General features: G+C 69.4%; 12 protein-coding genes and 1 pseudogene. 8 read left to right on the top strand and 5 right to left on the bottom strand.

The features are described 5' to 3' along the window. Positions 1–11 precede the first annotated feature (11 nt). The 5 genes from G6N56_RS01690 to G6N56_RS01670 all read left to right on the top strand — a co-directional run bounded on the left by G6N56_RS01690 (position 12) and on the right by G6N56_RS01670 (position 9,439). The gene (locus G6N56_RS01690; protein ID WP_085253735.1) at positions 12–2,144 is read left to right on the top strand and encodes an acetyltransferase SucT; all 2,133 of its coding nucleotides are present in this window, start codon (positions 12–14) and stop codon (positions 2,142–2,144) included. Between the two features lie 39 nt (positions 2,145–2,183). Next, on the top strand, positions 2,184–4,376 hold the full coding sequence (gene glgX, locus G6N56_RS01685; RefSeq protein ID WP_085253734.1) for a glycogen debranching protein GlgX: 2,193 nt from the start codon (positions 2,184–2,186) through the stop codon (positions 4,374–4,376). Positions 4,377–4,379: 3 nt separating this feature from the next. Further along, positions 4,380–6,704 (top strand): malto-oligosyltrehalose synthase, encoded by a 2,325-nt coding sequence (gene treY, locus G6N56_RS01680; RefSeq protein WP_085253733.1) that lies wholly within the window; start codon positions 4,380–4,382, stop codon positions 6,702–6,704. After that, positions 6,697–8,433 (top strand): malto-oligosyltrehalose trehalohydrolase, encoded by a 1,737-nt coding sequence (gene treZ / locus G6N56_RS01675; protein ID WP_085253732.1) that lies wholly within the window; start codon positions 6,697–6,699, stop codon positions 8,431–8,433. Before treY ends, treZ begins: the two co-directional genes overlap by 8 nt. A 91-nt stretch (positions 8,434–8,524) precedes the next feature. Beyond that, the gene (locus G6N56_RS01670; RefSeq protein WP_085253731.1) at positions 8,525–9,439 is read left to right on the top strand and encodes a class I SAM-dependent methyltransferase; all 915 of its coding nucleotides are present in this window, start codon (positions 8,525–8,527) and stop codon (positions 9,437–9,439) included. On the opposite strand, the gene G6N56_RS01665 is transcribed toward G6N56_RS01670, so the two are convergent. Further along, positions 9,436–10,095, bottom strand: coding sequence for a LuxR C-terminal-related transcriptional regulator (locus tag G6N56_RS01665; protein ID WP_085253730.1), 660 nt, complete (start codon positions 10,093–10,095; stop codon positions 9,436–9,438). The genes G6N56_RS01670 and G6N56_RS01665 overlap by 4 nt on opposite strands. Before the next feature lie 94 nt (positions 10,096–10,189). Here G6N56_RS01665 and G6N56_RS28375 point away from each other — a divergent pair, with 94 nt between their 5' ends. Both G6N56_RS28375 and G6N56_RS01660 read left to right on the top strand, forming a co-directional pair. Beyond that, complete coding sequence (locus G6N56_RS28375) at positions 10,190–10,345, top strand: DUF6131 family protein (RefSeq protein ID WP_169717507.1); 156 nt, start codon at positions 10,190–10,192, stop codon at positions 10,343–10,345. A 205-nt stretch (positions 10,346–10,550) separates the two neighbouring features. Next, complete coding sequence (locus G6N56_RS01660; RefSeq protein WP_085253729.1) at positions 10,551–11,141, top strand: mismatch-specific DNA-glycosylase; 591 nt, start codon at positions 10,551–10,553, stop codon at positions 11,139–11,141. On the opposite strand, the gene G6N56_RS01655 is transcribed toward G6N56_RS01660, so the two are convergent. Then, entirely contained in the window at positions 11,119–12,432 is a 1,314-nt protein-coding gene (locus G6N56_RS01655; protein ID WP_085253728.1) for an aminotransferase class I/II-fold pyridoxal phosphate-dependent enzyme, read from the bottom strand. The genes G6N56_RS01660 and G6N56_RS01655 overlap by 23 nt on opposite strands. Before the next feature lie 40 nt (positions 12,433–12,472). Between G6N56_RS01655 and G6N56_RS01650 the strand changes: the two genes are divergently transcribed. Next, positions 12,473–13,120 (top strand): pyridoxamine 5'-phosphate oxidase family protein, encoded by a 648-nt coding sequence (locus G6N56_RS01650; RefSeq protein ID WP_085253727.1) that lies wholly within the window; start codon positions 12,473–12,475, stop codon positions 13,118–13,120. Positions 13,121–13,195: 75 nt separating this feature from the next. On the opposite strand, the gene ilvA is transcribed toward G6N56_RS01650, so the two are convergent. From ilvA to G6N56_RS01635, 3 genes and pseudogenes are all read right to left on the bottom strand, one after another. Then, positions 13,196–14,485 carry a threonine ammonia-lyase gene (ilvA, locus tag G6N56_RS01645; protein WP_085253726.1) on the bottom strand — a complete coding sequence of 430 codons (1,290 nt, stop codon included), beginning with the start codon at positions 14,483–14,485 and terminating at the stop codon, positions 13,196–13,198. Positions 14,486–14,519: 34 nt separating this feature from the next. Then, positions 14,520–14,957: pseudogene (locus G6N56_RS01640) on the bottom strand (nitroreductase family deazaflavin-dependent oxidoreductase). Between the two features lie 38 nt (positions 14,958–14,995). After that, positions 14,996–15,553 (bottom strand): TetR/AcrR family transcriptional regulator, encoded by a 558-nt coding sequence (locus G6N56_RS01635; protein ID WP_085253725.1) that lies wholly within the window; start codon positions 15,551–15,553, stop codon positions 14,996–14,998. Between the last annotated feature and the right edge of the window lie 49 nt (positions 15,554–15,602).

Here is a 15,602-nt window from a genome sequence, read left to right as displayed (position 1 = left end):
AGCGGTCGATCATGGTTACCCTGTCGCCGCCTGCCCCACCGCTCGCCACCGCGCAGCCGGTCGACATGGGAACGCGGTCTGCGGGCTTCTATCGCCACGACCTCGACGGCTTGCGCGGCGTCGCCATCGCCCTGGTCGCCATGTTCCACGTCTGGTTCGGGCGCGTCTCCGGCGGCGTGGACGTCTTCCTGGCCCTGTCCGGCTTCTTCTTCGGCGGCAAGATCCTGCGCGCGGCGCTGAACCCCGCGGTCCGGCTGTCGCCGCCGGCGGAAGCCCTCCGGTTGGTTCGCCGCCTGGTTCCCGCCCTGGTCGTCGTGCTCGCAGGCGGCGCGGCCCTGACGATCCTGATCCAGCCGCAGACCCGGTGGGAGACGTTCGCCGATCAAAGCCTGGCCAGCCTCGGCTACTACCAGAACTGGGAGCTGGCCAGCACCGCATCGGACTACCTGCGGGCCGGTGAGGCCGTCAGCCCGCTGCAGCACATCTGGTCCATGTCGGTCCAGGGCCAGTTCTACATCGGCTTCCTGCTGCTGATCGCCGGGTGCACCATGTTCCGGCGGTTCCTGCACGGCCACCTGCGGACGCTGTTCCTGGTGCTGTTGAGCGCCCTGACGGTGGCGTCGTTCGTCTACGCGATCTTCGCCCACCAGGATGACCAGATGACGGCGTACTACAACAGCTTCGCGCGCGCCTGGGAGTTGCTGCTCGGCGCGCTCGTCGGCGCGGTGGTGCCGCACGTGTGCTGGCCGGGGTGGCTGCGCACGCTGGCCGCCACCGTGGGCCTCGGCGCGGTCCTGCTGTGCGGGGCCCTGATCGACGGCGTCAAGGAGTTTCCCGGCCCGTGGGCGCTGGTCCCGGTCGGCGCCACCATGCTGATGATCCTCGCCGGGGCGAACCTGCGCCCCGGCGAGGACCGGCCGCTGCCCAACCGGCTGCTGGCCGCCCGGCCGCTGGTGGCGCTCGGCGCGATGGCGTACTCCCTGTACCTGTGGCACTGGCCGCTGCTCATCTTCTGGTTGTCCTACACGGGGCACCGGCACGCCAACTTCGTCGAGGGCGCCGCGGTGCTGCTCGTGTCCGGGGCGCTGGCCTACCTGACCACCCGGCTCGTCGAGGACCCGCTGCGCTATCAGTCCGGCGAGGCGGCCGTGACGATTCCGTGGCTGGCGCGCCTGCGCCGACCGACGATGGCGCTCGGATCGGCGGTGGTGCTGCTGGGCGTCACCCTGACCGCGACGTCGTTCACCTGGCGCCAGCACGTCACGGTCCTGCGGGCCGCGGGCAAGGAGCTGAGCGTGCTCAACGCGCAGGACTACCCCGGCGCGCGGGCCCTGACCGAGCACGTGCGGGTGCCCGCGCTGCCGATGCGGCCCACGGTGCTGGAGGTCAAGCAGGACCTGCCGCGCTCGACGCGCGACGGGTGCATCAGCGACTTCGTCAACCCCGCCGTGGTGGTCTGCACCTACGGGGACCCGGCCGCGAGCCGGACCATCGCCCTGGCCGGCGGGTCGCACGCCGAACACTGGCTGCCGGCGCTGGAGCTGCTCGGCGCCGTACACCACTTCAAGGTGGTGACCTACCTCAAGATGGGCTGCCCATTGTCCACCGAAGAGGTCCCGCTGATCATGGGCAACAACGCGCCGTACCCGCAGTGCCGGGAGTGGGTGCAGCGCACGATGGACAAGCTGGTCGCCGACCGCCCCGACTACGTGTTCACCACCTCCACCCGCCCGTGGAACATCAGGCCGGGCGACGTGATGCCGGCCACCTACATCGGCATCTGGCAGACGTTGTCCGACAACAACATTCCGATCCTGGCCATGCGTGATACGCCGTGGCTGGTCAAGAACGGCAAACCGCTCGATCCCGCGGACTGCCTGGCCAAGGGCGGAAACCCCCAGTCGTGCGGCGTCAAGCGCTCCGAGGTGCTGGCCGACCACAACCCGACCCTCGACTTCGTCGCACAATTCCCGCTGCTCAAGCCGCTCGACATGTCCGACGCGATCTGCCGCCCGGACATGTGCCGGGCGGTCGAGGGAAACGTGCTGATCTACCACGGCGCCCACCACCTGTCGCCCACCTACGTGCGAACCATGACGGACGAGCTGGGCCGGCAAATCGGCGCCAGCACGGGCTGGTGGTGAGGGCGCTCCCCGCCACCCGGGCGCGGATAAGGTCGACAGATGCCGACCAAGAATCCCGCTTCAGAAACAGGCGCTGCTGGTAACCACCGACCCAGGCTGGCCACCGTCTGGCCGGGAAACCCCTACCCGCTCGGCGCTTCCTATGACGGCGCCGGAACCAACTTTTCGCTGTTCTCCGAGATCGCCCAGAGGGTCGAGCTGTGCCTGATCGACGACAAGGGCGCCGAGACGCGGATCCCCCTGGAAGAGGTCGACGGCTACGTCTGGCATGCCTATCTGCCGAACATCATCCCGGGTCAGCGCTACGGCTATCGGGTGCACGGACCGTGGGGACCGGAGGCCGGGCACCGCTGCGACCCGAGCAAGCTGCTCCTGGATCCCTACGGCAAGGCGTTCCACGGCGACTTTCGATTCGGCCAGGCGCTGTATTCCTACGACCTGAAGGCTGTCCAGGGCGACAATTCCTCCGGGGTCGACCCCGGCACTCCCCCCATGATCGACTCGCTCGGCCACACCATGACCAGCGTGGTCAGCAACCCGTTCTTCGACTGGGGCTCCGACCGGTCGCCGCTCACCCCGTACCACGAAACGGTCATCTACGAAGCACACGTCAAGGGGATGACGCAGACCCATCCGGGCATCCCCGAGGAACTCCGCGGCACCTACGCCGGGCTGGCCCATCCGGTGGTCATCGACCACCTCAAGGCGCTCAACGTCACGGCCCTGGAGCTGATGCCCGTGCACCAGTTCATGCACGACTCCCGGCTGCTGGATCTGGGCCTGCGAAACTACTGGGGATACAACACCTTTGGCTTCTTCGCCCCGCACAACCAGTACGCGGCGAACCGCACGGCCAGCGTCGCCGAATTCAAGTCGATGGTGCGCACCCTGCACGAGGCCGGCATCGAGGTGATCCTGGACGTCGTCTACAACCACACCGCCGAGGGCAACCACCTCGGCCCCACCATCAACTTTCGCGGGATCGACAATGCCGCGTACTACCGGCTGGTCGACACGGACCTGCGGCTGTACAAGGACTACACGGGCACGGGCAACAGCCTCAACGCCCGTCACCCGCACGTTTTGCAGCTCATCATGGACTCGCTGCGCTACTGGGTCCTCGAGATGCACGTCGACGGCTTCCGCTTCGACCTGGCCGCCACCCTGGCCCGCGAGCTGCACGACGTCGACCGGCTGAGCGCGTTTTTCGATCTGGTCCAGCAGGATCCGATCATCAGTCAGGTCAAATTGATCGCCGAGCCGTGGGACGTCGGCGAGGGCGGCTACCAGGTCGGAAATTTCCCGGGTTTGTGGACCGAGTGGAACGGGAAGTATCGCGATACTGTGCGCGACTACTGGCGGGGCGAACCCGCAACCCTGGGCGAGTTCGCTTCCCGGCTGACCGGGTCGTCGGACCTGTATGAGGCGACTGGCCGACGGCCGAGCGCCAGCATCAATTTCGTGACCGCGCACGACGGGTTCACCCTCAACGACCTGGTCACCTACAACGAGAAACACAATATGGCCAACGGCGAGGACAACCGTGACGGCGAGAGCCACAACCGGTCGTGGAACTGCGGCGTCGAAGGGCCCACCGACGACCCCGACATCCTCGCGCTGCGCGGCCGCCAGATGCGCAACTTCTGGGCCACCCTGATGGTCAGCCAGGGCACGCCGATGATCGCCCACGGCGACGAGTTCGGGCGCACCCAGAACGGCAACAACAACGTCTACTGCCAGGACTCCGAATTGTCCTGGATGGACTGGTCGTTGGTCGACAAGAACGCAGACCTGCTGGCCTTCGCCCGCAGGGCGACCGCGCTGCGCAAGGGCCATCCGGTGTTTCGCCGGCGCAGGTTCTTCGAGGGCGAACCGCTCCGAACCGGCGACGAGGTTCGCGACATCGCCTGGCTGACCCCCGGCGCCCAGGAAATGACCCACGACGACTGGGGAACGGGTTTCCACAAGTGTGTGGCGGTGTTTCTCAACGGCGAGGCCATTACCGCACCGAACGCCCGCGGCGAGCGGGTGGCCGATGATTCATTTCTGTTGTGCTTCAACGCCCATGAGGAACCAGTGGAGTTTATTATGCCGCACGCCGACTATGCGTACGAGTGGACCGTGGAGCTCGACACGAACGATCCGGTCGGCCGTGCCGATCGGGTGGTGAAGGCCGAGGAAACGATTTCGTTGCCGTCCCATTCGCTGCTCGTGCTTCGTAAGACGCAGTGACGCATGGCATTGCCAATTCTGTCCACCTACCGGTTGCAGCTGCGTGGTGAATCGAGCGGATTCGCGTTCACGTTCGACGACGCTCTGAACGTGCTGGACTACCTGGACGACCTCGGGATCTCGCACGTCTACCTGTCGCCGATCATGACCGCGACGACCGGTTCCAATCACGGCTACGACGTCACCGATCCGACAACGGTGTCGCCCGAATTGGGCGGTGCCGACGGGTTGGCGCGGCTGTCGGCGGCGGCCCGCGAGCGCGGCATCGGCCTGATCGTGGACATCGTGCCCAACCACGTGGGAATCGACCAGCCCCGGGAGAACGCATGGTGGTGGGACGTGCTGCGGCACGGCCGCTCCTCCTCCTACGCAACGTATTTCGACATCGACTGGGACCTCGACGAGGACGGCCGGATCGTGGTGCCGGTGCTGGGCTCCGACGGGGACGTCGCCGACCTGAAGGTCGACGGTGATCTGCTTCGGCTGGGCGACCTGGCGTTTCCCATCGCGCCGGGCACCGCGGACGGCGCCCACTCGGCGGACGGCGCTCGAGTCCACGATCTCCAGCATTACCGGCTGGTGGGCTGGCGCAACGGCGTATGCGGCTACCGCCGCTTCTTCTCGATCACGTCGCTGGCCGGGCTGCGCCAGGAAGATCGCGCGGTGTTCGACGCGACGCACGCCGAGGTCGCGCGGTGGTTCGCCGAGGGACTGGTCGACGGCGTGCGCATCGACCACCCGGACGGTTTGTCCGATCCCTGCGGGTATCTGGCGTGGCTGCGCGAGGTGGTCGGTCCCGACGGCTGGATCGTGATCGAGAAGATCCTGGCCGTCGACGAGGCGCTGGAGCCCACACTGCCCGTCGACGGCACCACCGGCTACGACGTGCTGCGCGAAGTCGGCGGCGTCTTCGTCGATCCCGCCGGTGCCCCCGCGCTCACCGCGCTCGTCGAGTCGGCCGGGGTCGATTACGGCGCGATGCCCCAGATGCTGGCCGACCTCAAGGTCCGCTCGGCGACGGACACGTTGGCGAGCGAACTGCGCAGGCTGCGGCGCAGCATCGTCGCGGCGGCCGGCAGCGACCATCCGGGCATCCCCCAGGCGGTGGCCGCCCTGCTCACCCACATCGGCGTCTACCGCTGCGACTACCCGGGGCTGGCCGCGATCATGCCCACCGCACTCGCCGAAACGCAGGCGGCCGCACCGGAATTGGACCCCGCCCTGCAGGTCGTCGCCGCCGCCCTCGCCCGCGGGGGCGAGCCGGTCACCCGGTTACAGCAGCTGTGCGGGGCGGTGACGGCCAAGTCTGTTGAGGACTGCTACTTCTATCGCGACGCCCGGCTCGTGTCGCTCAACGAGGTGGGCGGCGAACCGCACCGCTTCGGCGTCGGCGCGGCGGAGTTCCATGACAGCGCCGCCATCCGCGCCCGGACGTGGCCGCAGACCATGACGACGCTGACCACCCACGACACGAAGCGCGGCGAGGACGTCCGGGCCCGCATCGGCGTGCTGTCGCAGGTCCCGTCGCTCTGGACGGAGTTCCTCGCCCGCTGGGAGGTCCGGGCGCCCTCCCCCGACCCGGCGACCGGACAATTCCTGTGGCAGAACATCTTCGGCGTGTGGCCGGTCAGCGGCCTGGAAAACCCCGCGGTTACCGAGGCGCTGCGCGACCGGTTGCACGCCTACACCGAGAAAGCGATCCGGGAAGCGGCCTGGCACACCACGTGGAACGAGCCGGACGCGGATTTCGAGGGCGCGGTGCACCGTTGGCTGGACACCGTGCTCGACGGACCGGTCGCCGGACAGCTGACCGAGCTTGTCGTGCAGCTCAATCCGCACGCGGCCAGCGACGCGCTGGGCCAGAAGCTGCTCGCGCTGACCGTGCCGGGGATTCCGGACGTCTACCAGGGCACCGAGCTGTGGGACGACAGCCTGGTCGACCCGGACAACCGCCGGCCGGTCGACTACACCGCCCGGCGCGCGGCGCTGAACGCGTTGGAACACCCCAAGATCCGGGTCGTCACGACGGCGCTGAAGCTGCGGCGGTCCCGTCCGGACAGCTTCCTGCGTGGCGACTACACGCCTGTCCTGGCCAGCGGCGAGGCCGCCGATCACGTGGTGGCGTTCCTGCGGGGTGGCGACATCCTGGTGGCGGTGACCCGCTGGACGGTGCGCCTCAAGGAGCGGGGCTGGGGCAACACCGTCATCCCCGTTCCCGAGGGGCGCTGGACCGACGCTCTGACCGGCGCGATGGCGAGCGGCCCGACGGCGGCCGCGCAATTGTTCGGCGAGCTGCCGGTCGTCTTGCTGGAGCGCAGCCATGACTGAATTCCGGGTCTGGGCCCCTAAACCCGAGCGGGTGCGCCTCGACGTCGACGGCCACGTGCACCCGATGACCCGCTCCGACGACGGCTGGTGGCATGCCAACGTCGACGCGGCGCCGGACGCCCGCTACGGCTTCCTGCTCGATGACGACCCGACGGTGCTCCCCGATCCGCGGTCACCGCGGCAGCCCGAGGGCGTGCACGAGCGCTCGCAGTTGTGGGATCCAGCGCCGGCGGCATGGACCGATGGCGACTGGGCCGGCCGGCCGGTCGGCGGCGCGGTGATCTACGAGCTGCACGTCGGCACCTTCACCGCGGCTGGCACGTTCGATTCGGCGATCGAGAAGCTGGATTACCTGGTCGATCTCGGCGTCGACTTCGTCGAGGTGATGCCCGTCAACTCGTTCGCCGGCACGCACGGCTGGGGATACGACGGCGTGCTGTGGTACAGCGTCCACGAACCCTACGGCGGCCCGGACGGCCTCGTCCGGTTCGTCGACGCCTGCCACGCGCGGGGCCTCGGTGTGCTGATCGACGCGGTGTTCAACCACCTCGGCCCGTCCGGCAACTACCTGCCGAAGTTCGGGCCCTACCTGTCCTCGGCGAGCAATCCGTGGGGCGAGGGGATCAACATCGCCGACGCCGACTCGGACGAGGTGCGGCGTTACATCATCGGGTGCGCGCTGCGCTGGATGCGCGATTTCCACGCCGACGGCCTGCGCCTCGACGCGGTGCACGCGTTGGTGGACACCACCGCCATCCACATTCTCGAGGAGATGGCGGCCGAAACCGACTGGCTGTCAAGGGATTTGGGCCGTCCGCTGTCGCTGGTTGCCGAGAGCGACCTCAACGATCCGCGGCTCATCACCCCCCGCGACCGAGGCGGGTACGGGGTGACGGCGCAGTGGGCCGACGACATCCATCACGCCATCCACACCGCGGTGTCCGGCGAGCGGCAGGGTTACTACGCCGACTTCGGTTCGCTGGCGACGCTCGCGCATACATTGCGGCGCGGCTTCTTCCACGCGGCCACGTACTCGTCGTTCCGGCGCCGCCGCCACGGGCGCCCACTGGACACCACCGAGGGCACGGGCATTCCAGGGACCCGGCTGGTCGCCTACACTTGCACCCACGACCAGGTCGGCAACCGGGCCCTCGGCGACCGCCCGTCGCAGAACCTGACGGCCGGACAGTGTGCGGTCAAGGCCGCCCTTGCGCTCGGAACACCTTATACCGCAATGCTTTTCATGGGTGAAGAATACGGTGCGTCCACCCCGTTCCAGTTCTTCAGCTCGCACCCCGAGCCGGAATTGGCGAAGGCGACCGCGGAGGGGCGCAAGGCGGAATTCGCCGGGCACGGCTGGGACGCCGACGACATCCCCGACCCCCAGGACCCCGAGACGTTCCGGCGGTCCAAGCTCAAGTGGGACGAGATCGACTCGGGCGACCACGCCCGGCTGCTGCGCGTGTACCGCGAGCTCATCGCGCTGCGATACGACGATCCCGACATGGCCGACCCGTGGCTGGACCACCTCGCGGTCGACTTCGACGAGGATCAGCGCTGGATCGTCGTCTCCCACGGGCGGTTGCGTATCGCATGCAACCTCGGCGCCGAGCCGGTGAAGGTTCCGGTGACGGGCGAGACGGTGCTGGCCTGGGGCCGGCCCGGCGTCGACGGCGACAGCACGCTGCTCGACGGGCATTCGTTCGCGGTGCTGCGCGCGGCCGGCTGAGCTCCACGCGGCCCCGCGCGAACGGGGGTACAGTGGGGAAGTCACTTAAATGAGCTAACTAACGCGCACTCGCGCGGAAAGGGGTTCGTGGATGGCCCGCACCGAGAACGACACCTGGGATCTGGCGTCCAGCGTGGGCGCCACCGCGACGGCCGTCGCCGCGTCGCGGGCGATGGCGTCGCAGGGGCCGGATCCGCTGCTCGACGACCCGTGGGCCGACCCACTGGTACGTGCGGTGGGCATGGACACCTTCGTCAAGCTGATCGACGGTGAGCTCGGGCCCCGCGAGGACGATCCCCTGCTGAATCGCAGGGCGATGAACGAGCAGATCACCGTGCGCACCCGGTTTTTCGACGACTTCTTCCTGCAGGCGACGGGCGCGGGCATCCGGCAGGCCGTGATCCTGGCCTCGGGCCTGGACACGCGCGCCTACCGGCTGGCGTGGCCGGCGGGCACCGTGGTCTACGAGATCGACCAGCCCGACGTGATCGAATTCAAGACGCGGACCCTGGCCGGTCTCGGCGCCGAGCCCAGCGCCGAGCGCCGCACCGTCGCCATCGACCTGCGCGACGACTGGCCGTCGGCGTTGCGGCAGGCCGGATTCGACACCGGACAGCCGACCGCGTGGAGCGCCGAGGGGCTGCTGGTCTACCTGCCACCCGAGGCGCAGGATCGCCTGTTCGACAACATCGCCGCCCTGTCGGCGCCGGGGAGCCGCATCGCGACCGAACACATGGACATGCGCAACATCCCCGCGGACTGGGCGGAGCGGCTGACCGAGCGGTCGCGGCGCATCGGCTCCAACATCAACCTGGCCGAGCTGTTCTACACCGGCGAGCGCAACACGGCGGCCGAGTACCTCGCCGCGCACGGGTGGCGGACGGACATCCAGACGACCGAGCGGGCCTACGGCGCCAACGGATTCGAGCTGCCTGCCGACGAGTTGGCCTTGTTCGGTGGCGCCTCCGGCTACCTCACCGCCACCCTCGAGCAACGGCCGGGCTAAGGCCCGCCGCGCCAGTGCTCGATGCGGTGATGGTCAGGGGTGAACCCGTGGCTGACGCCCCAGAGCACGGCCTGGGTTCGGCTTTCGACACCGAGCTTGCGGTACACCGTGCGGATGTATGACTTCACGGTGTTCGGGCTCAGGTAGGTCAGCCGCGCAATGTCGGCGTTGCTCTTGCCCTGGGTGATGAGGGCCAGGAGCTCCGCCTCGCGGTCGCTGAGCCCCTCGCCGCGACCCGGCCAGTCCAGCCCGGGCGCGCTGCGGGCGCGCGATGACACCTCGCTGATCACCTGCTCGCCGGAGTGCACGGCCTCCAGCGCGGCGACGAGTTCTCGGGCCGGCAGGGTCTTGGACAGGTAGCCGTGTGCGCCCTGCCGCCGCGCGCTGTCGACGAGGTCGGGGTGAAAATTCCAGGTGTACACCACGACTCGGTGCGCCCGGGGATTGGCCACGAGGACGGCGATCTCCTCGTGGTCGGACTCGGGTTGGGCGAACGAGTCGTATAGCACGATGTCGACGGTGTCCTCGACCGGCATGGTGGAGTCGAGCTCGGCGATCACGACGCGGTCGCGGTAGGGATCGAGCATGTTGGCCACACCCTTGACGACGACGTCGTAGTCGTCGACGAGAGCGACCGTGATCGGCGAGGGCGACATGCCTGGAACATTACCTACTTAGGGGTGTATTGCTCCCCCCTTTGGGGTGGTCGACTGAGAGCGTCAGTCACTCGAACAAGGGGAAAGGCTTGTCATGATCATTCTCGGAATCATTCTGCTCATAGCGGGATTCGTGCTCAAGATCTCGATCCTGTGGACCCTCGGGATCATCCTGCTCGTCATCGGCGCCGTCCTCGCGGTCCTCGGCAGCACCGGACGCGCCGTCGGCGGCCGCCGGCACTATTTCTGACGCTCGCTGGCCCGACGCGGGCCGCGCACCTGGCGCCCGGCCGCCCACCCCACGACACATAAACCACGCACGCGACACGCCGAAAAGGGCAGCAGCCGTTTATATCTCGTCGTGCGGGAATCCCCCGTCCCGACTGTTCGGTTCAGCCCCGCACGATGGGCCGTCACCGCACGACCGCCGGCGACGGGTATCATCGGCGTCCGCTATGGCCGAGGTCCGATTCACCCGCGACGAACTGAAGCGGTTCCGCGGCAGCACCCTGCCCGACCTCATCTCCGACCACGTCAAGTTGCTGTTCGTCGGGATCAACCCGGGCCTGAGAACCGCCGCGGTGCAGGCGCATTTCGCGCCGCGCGGCAATCGGTTCTGGCCCGCGCTGCATCAAGCCGGCATCACCGATCACCTGATCGACGCCTCGTCAGGGTTTACCCCGGCCGACCGAAAGTACTTGTTGCGAAGCGGAATCGGCATCACGAACCTGGTCGGCAGGGCGACCGCGGGCGCGGACGAACTCACACCCGCCGAACTGCTGGCTGGCCGGCGGAAGCTGGAGCGGACCGTCGCGAAGTACTCCCCCGCCGTCGTCGCGGTCCTCGGCATCACCGCCTACCGGGAAGCCTTCGGCGATCGGCTGGCGAAGCCGGGCAGGCAGGTGTCGCCGTTCCCCGCCACCGAACTGTGGGTGGTCCCGAATCCCAGTGGCCGCAACGCCCACGCGTCGCTCGCGAGCCTCGCGAGCGCCTACGGCGAGGTCGCCCGGGCCGCCGGCATCCTCACACGCTCCGACGCCCGGTAGCGAGCACCGCCGCGGCGATCGCGTCGGCGAGCGGGTTGATCTCGTCGGCGCTCAGGTCGGCTACCGTGACGCGGATTCCGGGCGGCGTTCCGATCCGGAAGCGCGTCCCGGGCGCGGCGGCCCACCCGGCGGCGATCAGCCGGGTGATCGCGACGGTCTCGTCGGGCACCGGGACCCACACGTTGAGCCCGGAGCGGCCGTGGGCGTCGACGCCGCGCGCGGCGAGCGCGTCGCACAGCCCGGTACGCCGCGTGCGGTAGCGCGCCTCGGCGTCGTGCACCAGGCGTGTCGCCGAGGCGTCGCTCCACAACCGCACCGCCAGGTCTTGCAGCAGGTGGCTCACCCATCCCGGGCCGAGCCGCAGGCGTCCGTGCACGCGTTCGACGGTGCGGCGGTCCCCGGCGAGGACGGCCACCCGCAGGTCCGGCCCGTAGGCCTTGGACGCCGATCGCACGAACACCCAACGGTCGGTCGATCCGGCCAGGGTGTGCAGCGGGGCGCCGGAGATGCCCGCGCAGTGATCGTCCTCGACCATTAATACGTCATGACCGGCGACCAAGCCGCGCAGTTCGTCCGCGCGTGCCGCGGATAGCGCTGCACCCGTTGGGTTTTGCGCCCGACCGGTGACGACGAGCGCCCTTGCGCCGCGGCTGAGCGCGCGCCCCACGTCACCGGGCAACGGCCCGTCGTCGTCGACCCGCACCGGCTCGACGGAAAGACCCAGTGCCGCAACCAAATCCAACAGGTTGGCCCAACCCGGGTCCTCGACCGCGATGCGGTCGCCGGGTCGCAGCTCGGCGGCGAGGGCGCGCTCGATGCCGTCCAATGCCCCGCTGGTCACGGCGAGGTGGTCGGCCGGCACGCCGTCCGCGGCCAGCGCGCGACGGCTGAAGTCGACCAGTTCGGGCGACATGGCCGGCCCGCCGTAGAGCAGCGGCCGGCCCCGTGGGACCTCGACGGAGCCGATGGGCAACAGCGCCGGGTCGGGGTTGCCCGTCGACAGGTCGCGGACGCCCGTGGGGACGTCGAGCCCCAGCAGGGAGCGCGGCGTGCTGGCCGGTCGGTGCCGCACCCGGGTGCCGCGCCGGCCAGCGGTTTCCACGACCCCGCGATCGCGCAGCAGCCGGTAGGCGGCGGCCACCGTGTTCGCGTTCACGCCGAGCCGGCCGGCCAGCTCGCGGACTGGCGGCAGCGCCTCCCCGGGCTCGAGGTCTCCCGCCGAGACCGCACGTTCGACGTCGGCGGCAATCGAGTCGGCACCCGCCCCCGCGATACGATATTGTACTGGCACGGAAATAATTATGTACTAGAACAAAAATGAGGGCAATCGAGTGGACACCGGCTACCGACCGACACCCCGCACCACCCCCACCCGCCACCGCGAGCGCGCGCACTACGACCGCGCAACCGTGCACGCCATCCTCGACGAGGCGCTGATCTGCCACCTGGGGTACCTCAGCGGCGATCGCCCGGTCGTCTTGCCGATGACGCACGCCCGCCTCGGCGAGATCCTCTACCTGCACGGATCCTCCGGCGGCGGCCCGATGTTGGCGGCCAAGCCGGCGGGCGGCCTGACCGTATGCGTCACCGCCACGCTCGTCGACGGGCTGGTGTTCGCCCGCGCCGCGATGCACCATTCCGTGAACTTCCGCTCCGCGGTGGTGCACGGCACCGCCCGGGTGGTCGATGGGGAGGCCGAGAAGCGACGGGCCCTCGATCGCCTGCTCGACCACGTCGCGCCCGGTCGCGCCGCGGACTGCCGGAGACCCGACGCGCGCGAGCTCGCGGCCACGGGCGTGCTGGCGCTCGACCTGCTCGAAGTCTCGGCCAAGGTGCGCGCCGGTGCTCCCGTCGACGATCCGGAGGATCGCGCGCTGCCCCACTGGGCGGGCGTGGTGCCCCTGCGCCTGACCGCCGGCACGCCCGTCGCCGCAACCGATCTGGATCCCGCGACGCCCCTGCCGTCCTACCTGCGCTAGCCGCCGAACGTCGACTTGTTTGCGCGGTTTACCCGCGAGTACCGCCACAAGTCGACGGTCGACGCCGCACGCGGCCTACAGCAGGTAGCGGTAGGCCGCCGATCCCGGCTCCAGCGCCTCGATGTGCAGGTCGGTGGCCCGCATCCGGGTGAGCAGGCCGTCGAAATCGGCCGACGATCCCAGCTGGATGCCGACCAGAGCCTCGCCGGTCTCGCGGTTGTTGCGCTTGACGTACTCGAACAGGGTGATGTCGTCGTTGGGCCCGAGCACCTCGTCGAGGAACCGGCGCAACGCGCCCGGCTCCTGGGGGAAGTCGACGAGGAAGTAGTGCTTGAGCCCCAGGTGGACCAGCGAGCGCTCCAGCACCTCGCCGTAGCGCGAGACGTCGTTGTTGCCGCCCGAGATCAGGCACACCACGCTTGCGCCCGGCTCGATGTCGGCTTCCAGCAGACCCGCCACCGACAGCGCACCCGCCGGCTCGGCGATGATCCCCTCGTTCTGGTACAGGTCGAGCATCGCGGTGCACACCGCGCCCTCGTCGACGGTGGTGATCGAGACCATGTCGCCGGCCGCGGCCAGGGCGGCGTAGGTGAGCGCCCCGGCCTGGCGGACGGCGGCGCCATCGACGAATTGGTCGACGTGGTCCAGCGTCACCGGCTCCCCGGCCGCCAGCGCGGCCATCATCGCCGCGGCGCCGGCCGGCTCGACGCCCAGGACCGCCGTGTTGGCGGTCCGCTCGGCGAGATACGTGGTGATGCCCGCGATGCAGCCGCCGCCGCCCACGGGAACCACCACGAGGTCGGGCTCCGCGTCGAGTTGGGCGAGCAGTTCGACCGCGATCGTGCCCTGGCCGGCCATGGTGCGCGGGTCGTCGTACGGCGGCACCAGGGTGGCGCCGGTGCGCGCGACGTCGGCCAGCGCCGCCTCGGCGGCGAGGTCGTAGGTCGCCCCGCCCACGATCAGCTCGATGAAGTCGCCCCCGTGGTAGCGGATCCGGTCACGCTTCTGCTTGGGCGTCTTGGCCGGGACGTAGACGCGCCCGTGCACACCCAGCGTCCGGCACGCGTACGCGAACCCCTGCGCGTGGTTGCCCGCCGACGAGCACACCACGCCGGAGGCCAGCTCCTCGTCGGACAGCTGCACCAGCAGGTTGTAAGCGCCGCGCAGCTTGTAGGAGCGCACGATCTGCAGGTCCTCGCGCTTGAGGTATACCTGCGCGCCAGTGATCGCCGAGAGCCGATCGCTGAACTGCAGCGGGGTCGGCGACACCACCGAGGCGATCCGCTTCGCCGCGCCGTCGATGTCCGCCGCGGTCAGCGGCGCAGGGATCGGCGAGCTCGGGTGGTGGCTCAGTTCGGCGGACACCGATCAATGGTGCCATGCCGACCGGCTCCGGAAGTCAGTCGACCGCCGTCAGGACGAACACCGGGATCTGGCGGTCGGTCTTCTTCTGGTACTCGGCGTAGTCCGGCCAGGCCTCGACGGCGCGCTCCCACCAGACCGCCTTCTCTTCGCCGAACACCTCGCGGGCGTCGTAGTCCCGGGTGACCGCGCCGTCCTGCAGCTCGACCCGCGGGTTCTTCTTGATGTTGAAGTACCAGACGGGGTGCTTGGGCGCCCCACCAAGCGAGGCCACGACGGCGTACCGTCCGTCGTGCTCAACGCGCATCAGCGGCGTCTTGCGCAGCTTGCCGGTCTTCGCCCCGACGGTGGTCAGCAGGATGATGGGCTTGCCCTTCATGTCCGCGGCCTCGGTTCCCCCGGACTCGGCGTACTTGTCGGCCTATTCGCGAGCCCAATCCCACGGTGACGGTTCGTATTCCCCTGAAAGTGGCATGTCCATGACTCTAGGCCGGGCGGCGGTGTTCCACCCCGCTACGGCGCCGGACCCGTCAGGTAGCGCGCCAGCACCGGCCGCAGCCACTCGGTGAGCGTCGCGTCGGCCATGCCGGTCAGCGACGGCACGCCCACCACATTGCGCGCCATCGCGATTCCGATGACCTGCGAGCCCACCAGCGCGGCGCGCTCGGCCGCGCGGTCGGGGGCGATGGCCGCCAGCGCCGGAGCGACCTGCTCGACGAAGACCCGCAGCAGCGCGTCGGCGGCCGCCCGGTTGGTCGCGGCCGCCCGCAACAGCGGCAGGAACGAGCCCCCGGGGTTCCACACCTCGATGAACAGCGGCACCAGCACGTCCGCGAGTCGATCGGGGGCGACGCCGGACAGATCGGGAAAGTCGATCTCCAGCCGCGACACCGCCGCGAACAGGTCGGCCTTGCTGCCGAAGTAATGCATGACGAGCGCGGGGTCGACGCCCGCCGCGGCCGCGATAGAGCGGATGGTGCTGCGCTCGAAGCCATGCGCCGAAAACTGGGCACGCGCGGCGCCCAGGATCGTCTCGCGGGTGACCTTTCCGTCGCGCGGCTTCGCGGGCATGCCGGAGAGTGTATTCAACAACTGTTGACACGCCAACCACCGAATGCCT

The organism is Mycobacterium saskatchewanense (assembly GCF_010729105.1).
GTDB lineage: Bacteria > Actinomycetota > Actinomycetes > Mycobacteriales > Mycobacteriaceae > Mycobacterium > Mycobacterium saskatchewanense.
Note: the sequence above shows the minus strand (reverse complement) of the source record. Positions and strands in the feature narration are given on the sequence as shown.